Genomic DNA, 15,161 nt, shown 5'->3' with positions numbered 1-15,161 from the left:
GAAATATTGAGTTAAAAATACATTATGCCGGAAACAACATTGCCTGGAAAGAAATTCTTACCAAAAAGAATTTTTCGTTTATTCCGCGGCAGAACAGATAAGCCATTAACGGCGACGGGCAGCGGCTTGCAGCGCCCAGCCGGGCCTCACAACGAACCCGCGATCGGTTTCCAGGGAAAACTCACCTTCAGAACGTAAGGTAACCAGTAGTACTGGCGAGGCATCGTCAGCAAAATGTCCCGACAACGTCAATTGCATTTGCGCCGCGCTGCGCACATCTTCAGACGCCACCTTGGCCGGTGCCAGCCAGCGCTGACGCGGCAAGAGATAATACCCGGCGGTCTCATCCAACTGCAAATCGGACCAGGCGCACCAATAGCCGCGGCAGGCATTTGACGATACGCCGGGAACGCCAGCCGGGTGCAGCGGGTCCTGGTAAAACAGCCAGCCTTTCATCAATACCTGCGCCGACACAACCGCTTCGCTCAGATGTGCCTGAGCCGCAGGATGCTGCGATAAAGCCAGTTGCTGGTGCAACAGCTTGTGCATTTTCGAACCCAGCGAATCCGCCATGTCGCGGCCGATAAAATCGTCCGCCTTTGGGCTGGCGCCGCTGGCTGCCAGCAGATAGAACTTGCTGGCGAACTCCCAGTGGACCAGGCCGCCATTGAGCCGCAACAGGAAATCGAACTCGCCGACTGTATCGTTTTTGCTGGCCCGCACCTGTACGCTGTGCGCCACCAGCAACTGCCGCCGCTCGAAATAGTACGCCAGCAGTTTTTCCGCATACAGGCCGAGGCGGGTTGAAGGCAAGCTGCCTATGTAGTCATGCAAATCCTGCAGTTTTTGCGGCTCCCGGTCCAGCGCATTGAGCCATGGCGCCAGATCCGCGTCGGCATAGGTGGCGATCCGGCCCAGCCATTGCGGCGCCTGCGGATCGAGCAAGTCGGGCGCATCCAGCAGCCAGGCCAGCGCCCTGACATGCGGATCCTGCAAGTGATTCCAGCGGCGATGGAATTGTTCCTGGCAGGTAGCGCTTGGCACCACCTGCGCTAGCCCTGCAGCCTCATTCCGGGGTATTGGCATAGGTGCTCATCGCCAGGCACAAATCGCTCCAGACCTTGCCCTTGTCCGCCAATTGCCGCAGCAGATAGGCCGGGTGATAGGTCACGATCAAAGGACGTTCGGCATAGCGATGGACGCTGCCGCGCAGCTTGGACACCGGTGTCGACGGATCAAGCCCGAGCAGGGACAAGGCGGCGGTCTTGCCCAGCGCTACCAGCACGGTAGGCTGGATCAGTTCGATCTGGCGCTGCAGATACGGCATGCAGGCGGCCACTTCGTCGGCGGCAGGCGGCCGGTCGCGGCCATTTTCATCGGTCGGACGGCATTTGACGATGTTGGCGATATAGGCGTTCTGGCCACGCGCCAGTCCCATCGCCAGCAGGATATTGTCGAGCAGCTTGCCGGCCGGGCCGACGAACGGCTCGCCCTGGATATCCTCGTTGCGGCCAGGCCCTTCGCCGATGAACAGCCATCTGGCCTTGCTGTCGCCGACGCCGAATACGGTGTTTTTGCGTCCCCGGCAAAGTCCGCATGCAGTACATTCGGCAACGGCTGTCTGCAGCTGCGGCCAGTCCATCGCGGCCGGCGACTGCAGCAATGAAATAGCCGTGGCCGGCGCCGGCGGCGCAGAATTGACGGCCCCATCCTCGGCCCAGGCCGAGGGCGCCGCATCCCGCGCCGACGCAACAGCAGCAGGTGCGAGCACTGCTGCGGGCTGCGGCTCCGCCTCACTCATGGCAACAACGGGCAGCTGCGCCGCAAGCGCCACAGCCGCCGGCGGAGAAACATCGGCCAGCTCTGGCGCAGCTTCGTTCGAGGCAGGCACACGCTCGCGCCGCAGCCAGATCGGCCCCAGTCCGATCTCGTCAAGGAAAACGCTGCGCCTGGTCGCTTCGCTCATAGGAACAGCCTCATGACGATCGCTTCTTCGCGCTGATTATCGGCGGCCGGATAATAATCGCGGCGGCGGCCGATCTCGGCGAAACCGTAGCGCTGATAAATCCCGATCGCGCGCGTATTGGAGGGCCGCACTTCAAGCAGCACCGACTGCATCTGCTGCTGATGCGCCAGGATGCATACCTTATCCAGCAGCATCTTGCCGATGCCGCGCCTGTGCATGTCGCCGTGCACGCTGATATTCAGCAAATGCGCCTCGTCCAGCGCCGCCATCATGAAAAAATATCCCAGCAGGACGCTGTCGGCATCGCGCAGCACCCAGCATTGATAGCCGCTCTGGATCGAATCGACAAAATTGCCGTGGGTCCATGGATGGGAATACACGCTCTTCTCGATCGCGACCACTTCGTCGAGATCTTCGATACGCATCGCCGCGAAGGCCAGCGGCGGCCGCAATGCCGGAGCTTCTTGCAGGCTGGCGCTCATGGCTGCACCTTGGCCGCGCGCTCGGCGGTAGTGAGCGCGACTTTGTTACGTAAATACAAAGGCTGCGCTTCTACCGCGCTCAAGCCTTTTCCTTGAGAAAAAGCGATGCTGCCCAGCTCGGCAATCTGGCGCGCATTCGGCATCACGTCCGGCAAGCCGGCGGCAGCAAATGGCGCCGCGGAAAAAGCCTCGGCATAGGCCGACAAACCGTTGCCGCAGGCTTGCAAAGCCTTTGCCCCGGCCGCCAATGGCAACGGCTGCACGGCCGCCGGCGCCGACAAGGTCGGTTCGACAATGATGTGCCAGTGCGCGTCGGCGAAACGGTATTGCGCCCAGTAGACCTCGCCCATGCGTGCATCCAGCACGGCCAGCACGTCGTCCGCGCCATTCAGTTCGCGGCAGGCCTGCGCCATGGCGGCCAGGGTCACCACCGGCAGCACCGGAAGGCCGGCGCCGAAGGCCAGGCCCTGAACGATGCCGCAGGCGGTACGCACGCCGGTAAACGAACCGGGGCCGACGCCGAACGCCAGCGCGTCGCACTGCGCCAGGCTGATGCCGGCTTCAGACAGCAAGCTTTGCACCATAGGCAAGATAGCGAGGGAATGGGTTTGCACGCCCGCCGATTCGCGGGTAATCGCCTGGCCGTCGCGCAACAAGGCGGCGGAAGCCAGTTCAGTGGATGTTTCGATGGCAAGAATTGTTTGCATAGACAGTATTTTACCGTGCCGCGCAGGCCTCCGAGCGGTATTCGAGCAGGATCGTCCAGATTCGGACGCAGTCACGGTAAAATACCGGCTATGCTGATCCTGACTCTCGACCGCCACAACCACTCGCAACTTGCCGATATCCTCAGCGACGACGGCTGGGTGGTGGCCTGCCTGTGTGCCGCCTGGTGCGGCAGCTGCCGGGAATATCTAGCGAATTTCACGGCGCTGGCGCAACGCCACCCGCAAGTGCAATTTGCCTGGATCGATATCGAAGACCAGGCTGAACTGGTGGGCGACCTGGATATCGACAATTTTCCCACCTTGCTGATCCAGCGTGGCGATGTGGTGGCCTTCCTGGCCCCGGTGGAAATGGATTTGCGCCTGGCTGAACGCATCCTGCAGTCGCAGATGAGCAAGAGCGTAGAAGAATTGCGGGCTGAAGCCGAGAGCAGCGAAGAACGCCGCCTGTGGCAACAGGAAGGCAATTTGCTGCGGCGCCTGACCAACAGCTAAAACCTAGAGCTCAGGACACCAGCCAGGGGTCGCAATCCGGGTGCGGAAACTGCGCCATCATGAAATCAACAAAACTGCGCACCTTGGCCGACAACAGGCGCCGACTCGGATACACCAGGCGCACCGCCACCTTGTTGATCTGATGCTCGGGCAGCACCCGCACGACCCGCCCCGCTGCCATGTCGTCGCCCAGCGTGTAGGAGCTGCGCATGGCGATGCCCATCCCGGCCAGCAGGCAATGCCGCAGCAGTTCCGTATTATTCGACATGACTTTGCTGGCAATCGGGATCACCGAGGTGCCTTCCGCCGACTGGAAGGTCCAGTGATGGCGCAAGTGTTCCAGGGAAAAGTTCAGGCAGGCGTGCCGCGCCAGATCCTCCGGCGCCTGCGGTGCGCCGTGCTCAGCGATATAAGCCGGCGAAGCGCACAGCAGTACTTCGGCGATGCCGAGCTGGCGCGCCACCATGCTGACATCGAATTTCTGGTTGACCGAGAAGATCCCGACATCGAAACCTTCTTCGATCAGATCGGCGGTGCGGTCCGACAACGTCACATCCAGCTGGACATCCGGATATTGTTTCGAGTACAGCGGCAGCAGGCGCGCCAGCTGAGTCTGGCCAAAACCGATCTGCGAATAGATGTGCAAGGTGCCGGCAGGCTTGGTCGAGAGCACGGAGGCGGCAGCCTCCGCCTCGTCGATTTCGTCCAGGATCTGGCGCACCCGCTCCAGGTAGGCCTGGCCTGGTTCGGTCAAGGCCATGCGGCGGGTCGAACGGTGCAACAGACGGATCCCGAGATGGTTCTCGAGATCGGCCACCAGGCGCGTGACGACGGCATTCGACATGTCCAGCACCTGGGCGGCAGCGACAAAGCTGCCCTGCTCCACCACTTTCGCGAATACGCGCATGGATTGCAAGCGGTCCATCCAGTGTCCTTATTTCCCGTAGAAGTATTTGATCGCCAGCGCGCCTGATCGCCGCTTCAATGCAGCGCCGGCTTGACAGCCGGCGCATTCCAGCCCAGCAGGTTATACGCATGATAGCGCCATACGCCGATGTACTCGCTGAGCGCCAGATCAGTTACCCAAAAATTGTAGGCCAGCGGAAACCAGTTGCCCTTGGCCGCCAGATAATCGGCCCGCACCGGCTTGGCGTCGATGCCGAAATGCGAAAAATAAAGCAGGCTGCGGCGCATGTGAATGCCGGACGTCACCAGCACCACCTGGCCCGCGTCGCGGGTAAGCAAGGGCGCGCTGAACTGCGCATTCTGCCATGTATTCCTGCTGCTTGTCTCCAGCGTCAGATCGGCTTTATCCACTCCCAACTGCTCCAGGTATGCGCCGTACACAACGGCTTCGGCAACGCCGCGCCGCTGTGCGTCGCCACCGCTGACGATCACTTTGCATTGCCCTGCGGATTTTCTGCAAGCGCTATACAAGATCGCCGTTTTCGCCACGCGTCCATAGGCAAATGTGCCAGTCTCGACCTGGTCGGCGACTGCTTCGGTACCGGCGCCGAGCAGGACGATGACATTCTGTGCACCCCAACGCATATCCGCCACGGCGGCGGAAGCGAGATAAGGCACTTGCAGGCTGCCAAGCAAATATTTCGGCAGGATGCCGACCCCGGTGGCGATGAACAACAGCAGCGCCAGCGCATACAACAGGCGGCCCGAACGCTGCCATTGAAGAAACGTGAGTATGGCGGCGGTGGCGATCAGGAGGAAGAGAACAATAAAAGTCATGTCAGCGGCATCAAGTCATATAGAAAATTACTGGCTTCCAGGCATCCGCTCATTTGGCCAGCAGAGCCATGAAGCTGACCACCAGCGCCAGTACGGCAACTCCGACGCCAACCCCGCACACCAGGCTGGCGCGCGCCAGTTTGGCGTCAACCGCCTGCACTTCCCGCTCCAGCAAAGGCAAAGCTGCGCTCAGCTGTTCCGCCAGCGCCTTGATGTCGCTCGCGTTCTGCAAAGAAGCTCCTTGCAACTCTGTCACCTGCTGCTGCAGGATCTGGATCTGGCTTTCTTCCGTATTCCCTTTGCGGCGGGTAAATACCGGCACCGCCACCGAGATAATATCGCTGACATACGGAAGCACCGCCTTTGTTACCGAAAGCCATGCTGACATCCACCAATCTCCCATTTCCTGATCTGCGCTAGCGCGTATCCGGTTTGATCCGGACTTACTGAAATATCTGCTGGTCGGTCGCCGCCGTATCGCCCGGCCGCAGCAAACGGCCGGCGGCAATCGTGATGGTCTGGCGGCACAGCTCGGCTATCGAAGTATCGTGCGTCACCAGCACCAGGGTGGAGCCGCGCTCCTGGTTCAAGTCGAACATCAACTGGATCACCGCATCGCCGGTCGCAGCGTCCAGGCTGCCGGTCGGCTCGTCGGCGAACAGCAGCGGCGGCTCGGTCACGAAAGCGCGCGCCAGCGCCACGCGCTGCTGTTCGCCGCCCGACAGGTATTTGGGATAATGCTGCAAACGGCTGCCCAGGCCGACCCGCTCCAGTTTGGCTTGCGCCTTTTGGCGCGCATCTTTGTCGCCCCGCAGTTCGAGCGGCAGCATGACGTTCTCCAGCGCGCTCAGATGGCTCAGCAGCTGGAAGGACTGGAACACGAAACCCAGCTTTTCCTTGCGCAAGCCGGCGCGGCCGTCTTCGTCCAGCGCAAAGATATCGCTGCCGTCGATCTGCACCGTACCCGAGGATGGCGTATCCAGGCCAGCCAGCAAGCCCAGCAAAGTCGACTTGCCGGAACCGGAGGCGCCGACAATCGCCAGCGTGGTGCCGCCCTGGACGTTAAAATTGATATCATCAAGAATCACCAGCTCGCCGCTGGCGTCGGCGACCCGCTTGCTCAAATGCTGGACATCGATGGCCGGCGCCCTGGAATTCACCGTTGCAGGATTAACAGAAGAGGACTGAGGCATGCAGATTATCGACTCCGGGTTGAAGAATGGTTGTCAGGAATGGGCTGGACGTATGACCGGCAAGATCGCTAGCGGTTCGCGGCGAGCTGTCATTCTGCTCGGCCTGCTGGGTCTAGTATGGACGAACAATGCCTATTCTGCAGCAAAAACGATACTGGTGTTAGGCGACAGCCTTTCCGCGGAATACGGCTTGCCGCGCGGCAGCGGCTGGGTGGCGCTGCTGCAGCAGCGGCTGCAGGCTGAAAAAATTGACGCCACCATCACCAACGCCAGCATCAGCGGCGAGACCACCAGCGGCGGCAAGACGCGCCTGCCGGCCCTGCTGCAGCGCAAGCCGGATATCGTCATCATCGAACTGGGCGCCAACGATGCGCTGCGCGGCCTGCAATTGAGCGCTACCGAAAGCAACCTGCGCGCCATGATCGGCGCGGCCCAGCAAGCAAAATCCAAGGTGCTGCTGGTGGGCATGCGGATACCGCCCAACTACGGCCGCGACTACACCGAAAAATTCTTTGCACAGTATGCGACGCTGGCAAAGCAGACCAAGGCAGCGCTGGTGCCCTTCCTGCTGGATGGCGTCGCCGACAAGCCGGACATGTTCCAGGCCGACCGCATGCACCCGCTGGCACAGGCGCATCCGATCATATTGAATAATGTCTGGTCGGGATTGAAGCCGCTGCTGGCGAAATAGTCTTTGCGCATGCGTTTCGAGCGGCGACCAATCAACCGCAGCACCAGCCAGGATTAATATCTGCCCAGGGCGCATGCGGATAGTTGCCACGCCCGGCGCGCACAAGCTGCCGGCAGCTCCGAAAACCGGAAGTTTTCCAGAAAAACCCGGCTCGCGCAAAGGACCATTCCTACAGATTTTGAAGATCTCTTTTCTTAGAATACGGCTTGCTGTCATCGAATCCGATCACAGCCCTCCTCCATTTTCCAGAGAAAACAATGAAGAGACTTCTCAAATCCGCTATCGCCGCCAGCCTGTTGGCTACTGCCATGACATCGGCATTTTCAACTGAAACCGGGGTGCACTGGTCCTATCATGGCAAAGCCGATCCGACCCATTGGGCCGACGGCGTTCCGGACAATGCCGCTTGCCGTTCTGGCCGCCGGCAATCGCCGATCGCCCTGTCCGAAGCTACTGCCCAGCGCGTCGCCAGCAAGGACTTTGCGATCCACTACGAAGCCGGCAGCGTGGCTCTGCTGAATAACGGCCATACCATCCAGGCCAATGTCAGCGATGCCAACGACACCGTGGTCTACAAAGGCGAAACATACAAGCTTGATCAATTCCATTTCCACACCCCCAGCGAGCACACCTTGGATGGGAAATCCTATCCGATGGAACTGCACCTGGTGAACAAGAGCAGCAACGGACAAATCACCGTGGTTGGCATCTTCATCCAGGAAGGCGCAGAAAATCCGGCGCTGGAGCCAGTCTTTGTCGATCTGCCGGCAACCCAGGCAACAGCCGGGCGACAGGCGCAAGTCGATATCGCGGCCTTGCTGCCGAGCGACAAAAAAGCCCTGATCTACTCCGGTTCGCTGACTACGCCGCCTTGCTCGGAATCGGTCAACTGGATCGTGCTGGAACAGCCGATCGCCATGTCGAAGCAACAGATTGCCGCATTCGAGGCGATCTTCCGCGACAATCACCGGCCACTGCAGAAATTGAATCAACGCCAGATCAGCGAGGAATAATTTTCTACGCCATTTCCTCTGCCGCACAGACAGACAGAAAAAAGCCCATGCGACTGACGTTGCATGGGCTGTTCTGATCAGGCTAGAAGTTTCCGCCTCTATTTGTTTTCGCCGTTGCCGCCATCCACCGGCGCCGCTGCGATCGGCTTGAGGATCTTGACCTTGGCTTTCTCTTTCAAGACATCCACATAAGCCAGCATTTCCTGTTGCGCCAGGATGCCGGTGATCTGTTCTTGTTCCGCCACGCGGCGCGCCTGGTCCTGCGCAGCCGGCTGGCCGACCTTGCCGATCCGATACAGGCCATAGCCTTGCAACGGCAGGGTAACGCCGACATAGGCAGGCAGCTTGTTGACGTCAGCCTTCATGACCGCTTCAAAGGCCTGTGGATTGATGCCCTGGTTCTTGGTGCGCGATACGGATTGCGCCGCGGCGAAACCGCTGGCGTTGTCCTGCGCTTTCAAGGCAGTCAGCTTGGCTTCACCTGCTTGCTTGGCCAGCACCGCTTCTTCAGTGCGCGTGACCTTGTCGCGGATGATGGCCTGGACTTCTTCAAATGGCCGCTTGGTCACTGCCTTGTACTCGAGGACGTGGCCGGCGATAAAGGTGCTTGGCGCAATTTCGATTGCCTCGGTGTTGTGCTTGTTCTTCAAGGCCTCGTCGGAATACAGCGCAGTCAGGAACTTCTGATTGTTGTAAGGAACGGTAGGCGCAGCTGCAGGATTCGGCTGGCGACCGAGGTTCGCGGCAGTCTGGATCTGCAGATGCAGTTTGTCAGCGACTGCCTTCAGGCTGTCCGCCTGCTCATACACGGTATTGCTGAAGGCTTCCGCCATTTCAGTGAATTTACGTGCTGCCAGCTGCTTCTTGATCTCGCCGGCGATTTCTGTCTTGACTTCATCCAGCGGCTTGACCTGGGCCGGCTTGATGCCGGTCAGTTCGATGATGTGGTAGCCGAAATCGGATTGCACCAGATCGCTGATCTCGCCCTGCTTCAGCTTGTTGGCGGCATCTTCGAAAGGCTTGACCATGCTGCCGGCGCTGAAATAGCCGAGATCGCCGCCCAGTTCACCGGAAGCGGTATCCTGCGAATTCGCCTTGGCGATTTTCGCAAAGTCGGCTGGCGTCTTACGCACTTCGGCCAACAGGCTTTCCGCCTTGGCCTTGGCGGCAGCTTGCTCAGCGGCAGGCGCGTCTTTTTTCACAGCGATCAGGATGTGGCTGGCGCGGCGCTCTTCCGGCACCGTATAGCGGGCAACATTCTGGTCGTAATAGGATTTGATATCGGCATCGCTGACCGTGACTTGCGCCGCAACCGCACTGCTGTCGAGCACGACGTACTCAGCCTTGATCTGCTCCGGAATCTCGAATTCCTTCGGATTCTTGCTGTAATAGTCTTGCAGCATGGCGTCAGTGACCTTCACCTGGCTAGCGTAGTCGGCAGACTTGAACAGCAGTTCCTGCACATCGCGTTCCTGATCGTTGATATCAGACAGACGGGTAGCGACGGTCTTCGGCGTGAATGCCGTCGACTGCACCGCACCGTTCAGCTGCTGCATGGCCATGTCCTGGCGCAAGCGGGCAGCGTAGCTGATCTGTGTCATGCCTTGCATGGCCAGCAATTGATCGAAGGTTTTGCTGTCGAATTTTCCATCCGCGCCGAGCAGGTTTGGAAACTGGCTGAGGATGACCTGCTGAATGGCCGGATCAGTGACTGTCAGATGCTCGCTGTTGGCGGTTGCCGCCAGCACCCGTTGCGAAATCAGATTGTCCAGCACGCCTTGCTTGGCTTCCGGCGTCTCCATCATCTTCGGATCGAAACGGTCGCCAAACGCCTGGCGCATGCGCTCCATCTGCTGGCGCAAGGCGCCATCCAGCTCTTGCTGGGTGATCGGCTGGCCGGCGACTTTCGCTACCGTATTGGCGCTGTCGCCAAAGCTGCTATAGCTTTGCAGACCGACTAGAGCGAAGGAAGGGATGATCAACAGCAGCAGCAAGAACTGCATCAAGCGCTGATGGGTACGGACAAATTCAAACATGGTCGGCCAATCGAGATCAAGCGGCTAATAAATAAAGCTGCAACATATAGGAATACTTCATATGAGGCAACTATATAAACCAAATGCACATAAGAAAAAAGGCGAACTCTCGTTCGCCTTTTTTGTATTTTGGCGGAGTGGACGGGACTCGAACCCGCGACCCCCGGCGTGACAGGCCGGTATTCTAACCAGCTGAACTACCACTCCTGAAACTGCTCGCAAATCTTATAAAACAAATTCGCATTTTCCTGCCTGACCACGCCGCAGAAAACACGACAAACCTACCGGTCAAACATTTTGGCGTTTGTCACCACGCCAAAGAACGCTAGTTTACAGCATCTTTCAACGCTTTGCCAGGCTTAAATTTAGGAACTTTCGCTGCCTTGATCTTAATTGCTTCTCCGGTGCGCGGATTACGGCCGGTACGGGCTGCGCGCTTGCCTACGGAAAAGGTGCCGAAACCAACCAGCGTCACGCTGCCGTTCTTCTTCAGCGTGGTTTTTACTGCCGCGATCATCGCATCCAGCGCGCGTGTCGACGCCGCCTTGGAAATGTCTGCCGACTTGGCAATATGATCGATCAATTCGGTTTTATTCACTTAGGTCCCCTCATATGAATGGAAATTCGAGATGCGAGTTTCGAGATGCGACAAGGTCAGCATCGTGCAGTAAAAACATCGCGGGCGGCGTGCAGAAAAAATCTGCAAGCTCGTATTAAACAAGCCGCAAAGCCTTGTGTCAAGCGCCTTTCCGGCATTACGGGGTGGGTTTAACCTGATTTTACAAACTTGATAGTTTCAACATCAGACAGCTGTGCGCATAAAAAAAAGCGCCCTTGCGGACGCTTTCTTCAATCACGGAAATTAAGACCGTGAATTCAACAGCTTAAAGAGATTTAGTGCTTGACCACGCTGGGGTCGCTCTTCTCGCCGGTCTTGGCAACCGTCGCCGCATCCAGCACTGCTTCCTCTTCGGTCAACGGCACCGGCTGACGTTCCAGTGCGATTTCCAGCACCTTGTCGATCCAGCGCACCGGCACGATTTCCAGCTTGTTCTTGACGTTGTCCGGAATTTCGGCCAAGTCCTTCACATTCTGCTCTGGGATCAGTACCGTCTTGATGCCGCCGCGATGCGCCGCCAGCAGTTTTTCTTTCAAGCCGCCGATCGGCAAGACTTCGCCGCGCAGAGTGATTTCACCTGTCATCGCCACGTCGGCGCGCACCGGGATGCCGGTAAAGATCGACACCAGCGCCGTGGTCATGCCGACGCCGGCCGAAGGACCGTCCTTCGGCGTCGCGCCTTCCGGCACATGGATGTGGATATCGCTCTTCTCGAAAGCCTCGCCCTTGATGCCCAGCTTTGCGGCCCGGCTGCGCATCACGGTGCGCGCGGCCTCGATCGATTCCTTCATCACGTCGCCCAGCGTACCGGTACGGATGATGGCGCCCTTGCCAGGCATCTTGACCGCTTCGATGGTCAGCAGCTCGCCGCCGACTTCGGTCCATGCCAGGCCGACCACTTGGCCGATCTGGTTTTCCTTCTCCGCCACGCCGTAGTCGAAGCGCCGCACACCGAGGAACTTGTCGATGTTCTTGGTAGTGACGGCCACTTTCTTCTCTTGCTTCTTCAACAGCAGCAGCTTGACCACCTTGCGGCAGATCTTGGAGATTTCACGTTCCAGCGAACGCACCCCGGCTTCACGCGTGTAGTAACGGATGATGTCGCGGATCGCACCTTCGGCGACGCTGATTTCTTCTGCCTTCAAACCGTTGTTCTTGATTTGCTTAGGCAGCAGGTAGCGCAGCGCGATGTTGGTCTTTTCATCTTCGGTGTAGCCGGACAGACGAATCACTTCCATCCGGTCCAGCAAGGCCGGCGGGATGTTGAAGGAATTCGAGGTCGCAACGAACATCACATCCGACAAGTCGAAATCGACTTCGATGTAATGATCCGAGAAAGTATGGTTCTGTTCAGGATCCAGCACTTCCAGCAACGCCGACGACGGATCGCCGCGGAAATCCATGCCGAGCTTGTCGATCTCGTCCAGCAGGAACAACGGATTGCGCACCCCCACCTTGGTCAGGCTTTGCAGGATCTTGCCTGGCATCGAGCCGATGTAAGTACGGCGATGGCCGCGGATCTCAGCCTCGTCACGCACGCCGCCCAAAGCCATGCGCACGAATTTGCGGTTGGTGGCGCGGGCGATCGATTGTCCCAGCGAAGTTTTACCCACGCCAGGAGGACCGACGAAGCACAGGATCGGCGCTTTCAACTTGTCGACGCGTTGTTGCACGGCGAGGTATTCCAGGATGCGTTCCTTGACCTTGTCCAGGCCATAGTGATCGCCTTCCAGGACTTTCTCGGCATTGCCGAGCTCGTTGTTGACCTTGGATTTTTTCTTCCATGGCAAGCCGACCAGCGTATCGATGTAGTTACGCACCACGGTGGCTTCGGCCGACATCGGCGACATCAGCTTCAGCTTCTTCAGTTCGCTCTGGGCTTTTTCCAGTGCTTCCTTCGGCATCTTGGCAGCCAGGATCTTCTTTTCCAGCTCTTCCAGATCCGCACCCTCTTCGCCTTCGCCCAATTCCTTCTGGATCGCCTTGACCTGCTCGTTCAGATAGTATTCGCGCTGCGACTTTTCCATCTGGCGCTTGACGCGGCCGCGGATGCGCTTTTCCACCTGCAGGATGTCCAGCTCGCCTTCGAGCTGGCCCAGCAAGTGCTCGTAGCGTTTGGCGATATTGAAGATCTCCAGGATCACCTGCTTTTGCTCCAGCTTCAGCGGCAAGTGGGCGGCGATAGTGTCGGCCAGACGGCCGGCGTCATCGATGCCGGACAGCGAAGTCAGGATTTCTGGCGGGATTTTCTTGTTGAGTTTGACGTACTGGTCGAACTGCTGGACGATGGCGCGGCGCATTGCCTCCACCTCGGCTTCGTCGCCCAGTTCGGATTCAAGCGGCGTCAGGTCGGCTACGAAATGCGTGTCGAGTTCGCTGATGTGATGGATACGGGCGCGCTGCGCACCTTCCACCAGCACCTTGACGGTACCGTCAGGCAGTTTCAGCATTTGCAAGATGTTGGCGACGCAGCCGATTTCATAAATATCGTCCGGCGACGGTTCGTCCTTGGCGGCAGCTTTCTGGGCTGCCAGCATGATGCTCTTACCCTGCTCCATCGCAGCTTCCAGGGCCTTGATGGACTTAGGACGACCGACGAACAATGGGATCACCATATGCGGAAATACAACCACGTCCCGCAAAGGCAAGAGAGGCAACTGAGTCTGTTCAGTAAATGTAGAAGTCGTCATGGCGAGCCTTATCAAAAAAACTTACTAATGATGTTGGCACGAGTGGCCGAGAATCAAGCCCCAGTTTCAACAATAAATCACCACTTCTATGGGGGCCTTCGGGAAAGCCCCCGGTTTTTGCGTGGGGCAATAAAAAAAGCCACACGCGAAGCTGACTTCGGGTGGCTTTGCGATTGAAGCCAAATCGTATATTTTGGGAAATTGTACTACTTTTGAGTGAAAAGCCTGCTTAAACCCCTGCTTTTTACAAGGCTTTACAAAATTACCCGCTTTTCCTACATGGCGCCGGCCAGGCAAAATCCGCCCCGGCCAGCACCGGCAAGAATCGACTCAATCCCGGGCGCTTACTTGGCGCCCGACACCTTTGGCTGCTCATGATAAATCAACAAGGGCTTGGCGCCGCTGTTGACGGTATTTTCATCGACCACTACCTTGGCGACGTTTTGCTGACTTGGCAAATCGTACATAACATCCAGCAATACGTGCTCCAGGATAGAGCGCAGGCCGCGGGCGCCGGTCTTACGCGCCAGCGCGCGCTTGGCGATGGCTTGCAAGGCAGCTGGACGGATTTCCAGCTCGGCGCCTTCCATTTGCAGCAATTTCGAGTACTGCTTGACCAGCGCGTTCTTCGGCGCGATCAAGATCTCGATCAGGGCGGCTTCGTTCAGCTCCGCCAGCGTCGCGATCACCGGCAGGCGGCCGACCAGTTCAGGGATCAGGCCGAATCGGGTCAGATCCTCAGGCTCGGCATCCAGCAAGACTTCGCTGGAGGTGCGCTGGCTCTGGCTCTTCACATTTGCCGAAAAGCCAATGCCGCTCTTTTCCGAACGCTCGGAAATGATCTTGGTCAGGCCGTCGAAAGCGCCGCCGCAGATGAACAGGATATTAGTGGTGTCGATCTGCACGAAATCCTGGTTCGGATGCTTGCGGCCGCCCTGCGGCGGCACCGACGCCATGGTGCCTTCGATCAGCTTCAGCAGCGCCTGCTGCACGCCTTCGCCTGAAACGTCGCGGGTAATCGACGGATTGTCCGACTTGCGCGAGATCTTGTCGATCTCATCGATATACACGATGCCGCGCTGCGCCTTGTCGACCTCGTAATTGCAGTTCTGCAGCAGCTTCTGGATGATGTTCTCGACGTCTTCGCCGACATAGCCGGCTTCGGTCAAGGTGGTCGCATCGGCGATCACGAAAGGCACGTTCAGCATGCGCGCCAGCGTCTGCGCCAGCAAGGTCTTGCCGGAACCGGTCGGGCCCACCAGCAGGATGTTGCTCTTGGCCAGTTCGATGTCGTCTTTCTTGCCGAGATGCTTGAGACGCTTGTAGTGGTTATATACCGCCACCGACAAGATGCGCTTGGCCGGTTCCTGACCGATCACGTACTGGTCGAGCAGCTCGCTGATTTCCTGCGGGGTCGGCAATTCCGATTTCTGACCATCCAGCGTTTCGACGTTCGAAGCTTCATCGGTAATGATGTCATTGCAGAGATCGATACATTCATCGCAGAT

15 protein-coding genes and 1 tRNA gene are annotated in these 15,161 nt (G+C 58.6%); 3 read left to right on the top strand and 13 right to left on the bottom strand.

Going from position 1 to position 15,161, the window contains the following annotated elements:
• Positions 1 to 105: 105 nt before the first annotated feature.
• From VNZ65_RS06875 to tsaB, 4 genes are read right to left on the bottom strand one after another with little or no spacing between them, the layout of a single operon-like run.
• Positions 106 to 1,086, bottom strand: a complete 981-nt coding sequence (locus VNZ65_RS06875; RefSeq protein WP_325667359.1) for a DUF1853 family protein — start codon at positions 1,084 to 1,086, stop codon at positions 106 to 108.
• Positions 1,067 to 1,966 carry a uracil-DNA glycosylase gene (locus tag VNZ65_RS06870; protein WP_325667357.1) on the bottom strand — a complete coding sequence of 300 codons (900 nt, stop codon included), beginning with the start codon at positions 1,964 to 1,966 and terminating at the stop codon, positions 1,067 to 1,069. Before VNZ65_RS06870 ends, VNZ65_RS06875 begins: the two co-directional genes overlap by 20 nt.
• On the bottom strand, positions 1,963 to 2,448 hold the full coding sequence (rimI, locus tag VNZ65_RS06865) for a ribosomal protein S18-alanine N-acetyltransferase (RefSeq protein ID WP_325667355.1): 486 nt from the start codon (positions 2,446 to 2,448) through the stop codon (positions 1,963 to 1,965). The genes VNZ65_RS06870 and rimI overlap by 4 nt, the downstream gene beginning before the upstream one ends.
• Positions 2,445 to 3,155 (bottom strand): tRNA (adenosine(37)-N6)-threonylcarbamoyltransferase complex dimerization subunit type 1 TsaB, encoded by a 711-nt coding sequence (tsaB, locus tag VNZ65_RS06860; protein WP_325667353.1) that lies wholly within the window; start codon positions 3,153 to 3,155, stop codon positions 2,445 to 2,447. The genes rimI and tsaB overlap by 4 nt, the downstream gene beginning before the upstream one ends.
• 90 nt (positions 3,156 to 3,245) lie before the next feature.
• On the opposite strand from tsaB, the gene VNZ65_RS06855 reads away from it, so the two are divergent.
• Positions 3,246 to 3,668, top strand: a complete 423-nt coding sequence (locus VNZ65_RS06855) for a thioredoxin family protein (protein WP_325667351.1) — start codon at positions 3,246 to 3,248, stop codon at positions 3,666 to 3,668.
• Positions 3,669 to 3,678: 10 nt separating this feature from the next.
• Here VNZ65_RS06855 and VNZ65_RS06850 read toward each other — a convergent pair whose 3' ends face one another.
• The 4 genes from VNZ65_RS06850 to VNZ65_RS06835 are packed head-to-tail and all read right to left on the bottom strand — an operon-like array spanning position 3,679 to position 6,604.
• Positions 3,679 to 4,593: a LysR family transcriptional regulator gene (locus VNZ65_RS06850; RefSeq protein WP_325667350.1), complete on the bottom strand. Its 915-nt coding sequence runs from the start codon at positions 4,591 to 4,593 to the stop codon at positions 3,679 to 3,681.
• A gap of 56 nt (positions 4,594 to 4,649) precedes the next feature.
• Positions 4,650 to 5,411 (bottom strand): YdcF family protein, encoded by a 762-nt coding sequence (locus tag VNZ65_RS06845; protein ID WP_325667348.1) that lies wholly within the window; start codon positions 5,409 to 5,411, stop codon positions 4,650 to 4,652.
• Positions 5,412 to 5,460: 49 nt separating this feature from the next.
• Positions 5,461 to 5,799 (bottom strand): hypothetical protein, encoded by a 339-nt coding sequence (locus VNZ65_RS06840; protein ID WP_325667346.1) that lies wholly within the window; start codon positions 5,797 to 5,799, stop codon positions 5,461 to 5,463.
• A 55-nt stretch (positions 5,800 to 5,854) separates the two neighbouring features.
• Complete coding sequence (locus VNZ65_RS06835) at positions 5,855 to 6,604, bottom strand: ABC transporter ATP-binding protein (protein WP_325667344.1); 750 nt, start codon at positions 6,602 to 6,604, stop codon at positions 5,855 to 5,857.
• On the opposite strand from VNZ65_RS06835, the gene VNZ65_RS06830 reads away from it, so the two are divergent.
• Positions 6,603 to 7,295, top strand: a complete 693-nt coding sequence (locus VNZ65_RS06830; protein WP_325667343.1) for an arylesterase — start codon at positions 6,603 to 6,605, stop codon at positions 7,293 to 7,295. The two genes, VNZ65_RS06835 and VNZ65_RS06830, sit on opposite strands and share 2 nt — an antisense overlap.
• 257 nt (positions 7,296 to 7,552) lie before the next feature.
• Positions 7,553 to 8,308 (top strand): carbonic anhydrase family protein, encoded by a 756-nt coding sequence (locus VNZ65_RS06825; RefSeq protein ID WP_325667342.1) that lies wholly within the window; start codon positions 7,553 to 7,555, stop codon positions 8,306 to 8,308.
• Between the two features lie 98 nt (positions 8,309 to 8,406).
• Here VNZ65_RS06825 and VNZ65_RS06820 read toward each other — a convergent pair whose 3' ends face one another.
• The 5 genes from VNZ65_RS06820 to clpX form a co-directional block, all read right to left on the bottom strand.
• Complete coding sequence (locus VNZ65_RS06820) at positions 8,407 to 10,344, bottom strand: SurA N-terminal domain-containing protein (protein WP_325667340.1); 1,938 nt, start codon at positions 10,342 to 10,344, stop codon at positions 8,407 to 8,409.
• Positions 10,345 to 10,474: 130 nt separating this feature from the next.
• Positions 10,475 to 10,551: transfer RNA gene (locus VNZ65_RS06815), tRNA-Asp, on the bottom strand.
• 118 nt (positions 10,552 to 10,669) lie between these two features.
• Positions 10,670 to 10,942, bottom strand: a complete 273-nt coding sequence (locus VNZ65_RS06810; protein ID WP_062114624.1) for an HU family DNA-binding protein — start codon at positions 10,940 to 10,942, stop codon at positions 10,670 to 10,672.
• Positions 10,943 to 11,238: 296 nt separating this feature from the next.
• On the bottom strand, positions 11,239 to 13,653 hold the full coding sequence (gene lon, locus VNZ65_RS06805) for an endopeptidase La (protein ID WP_061941510.1): 2,415 nt from the start codon (positions 13,651 to 13,653) through the stop codon (positions 11,239 to 11,241).
• A 344-nt stretch (positions 13,654 to 13,997) separates the two neighbouring features.
• A partial coding sequence (clpX, locus tag VNZ65_RS06800) for an ATP-dependent Clp protease ATP-binding subunit ClpX (protein ID WP_325667336.1) occupies positions 13,998 to 15,161 on the bottom strand: 1,164 nt, incomplete at its 5' end.

This window comes from Collimonas sp. (assembly GCF_035566555.1).
Taxonomy (GTDB): Bacteria; Pseudomonadota; Gammaproteobacteria; order Burkholderiales; family Burkholderiaceae_D; genus Collimonas.
The sequence above is the reverse complement of the archived record's forward strand: the minus strand, read 5'-3'. Positions and strand labels throughout refer to the sequence as shown.

Coding starts and splice junctions, on each gene's coding strand:
- rimI (WP_325667355.1), bottom strand. CDS start 2,448: ATGAGCGCCAGCCTGCAAGAAGCTCCGGCATTGCGGCCGCCGCTGGCC.
- VNZ65_RS06870 (WP_325667357.1), bottom strand. CDS start 1,966: ATGAGCGAAGCGACCAGGCGCAGCGTTTTCCTTGACGAGATCGGACTG.
- VNZ65_RS06820 (WP_325667340.1), bottom strand. CDS start 10,344: ATGTTTGAATTTGTCCGTACCCATCAGCGCTTGATGCAGTTCTTGCTG.
- tsaB (WP_325667353.1), bottom strand. CDS start 3,155: ATGCAAACAATTCTTGCCATCGAAACATCCACTGAACTGGCTTCCGCC.
- VNZ65_RS06840 (WP_325667346.1), bottom strand. CDS start 5,799: ATGTCAGCATGGCTTTCGGTAACAAAGGCGGTGCTTCCGTATGTCAGC.
- VNZ65_RS06875 (WP_325667359.1), bottom strand. CDS start 1,086: ATGCCAATACCCCGGAATGAGGCTGCAGGGCTAGCGCAGGTGGTGCCA.
- VNZ65_RS06855 (WP_325667351.1), top strand. CDS start 3,246: ATGCTGATCCTGACTCTCGACCGCCACAACCACTCGCAACTTGCCGAT.
- VNZ65_RS06845 (WP_325667348.1), bottom strand. CDS start 5,411: ATGACTTTTATTGTTCTCTTCCTCCTGATCGCCACCGCCGCCATACTC.
- VNZ65_RS06835 (WP_325667344.1), bottom strand. CDS start 6,604: ATGCCTCAGTCCTCTTCTGTTAATCCTGCAACGGTGAATTCCAGGGCG.
- VNZ65_RS06825 (WP_325667342.1), top strand. CDS start 7,553: ATGAAGAGACTTCTCAAATCCGCTATCGCCGCCAGCCTGTTGGCTACT.
- VNZ65_RS06830 (WP_325667343.1), top strand. CDS start 6,603: ATGCAGATTATCGACTCCGGGTTGAAGAATGGTTGTCAGGAATGGGCT.
- lon (WP_061941510.1), bottom strand. CDS start 13,653: ATGACGACTTCTACATTTACTGAACAGACTCAGTTGCCTCTCTTGCCT.
- VNZ65_RS06850 (WP_325667350.1), bottom strand. CDS start 4,593: ATGGACCGCTTGCAATCCATGCGCGTATTCGCGAAAGTGGTGGAGCAG.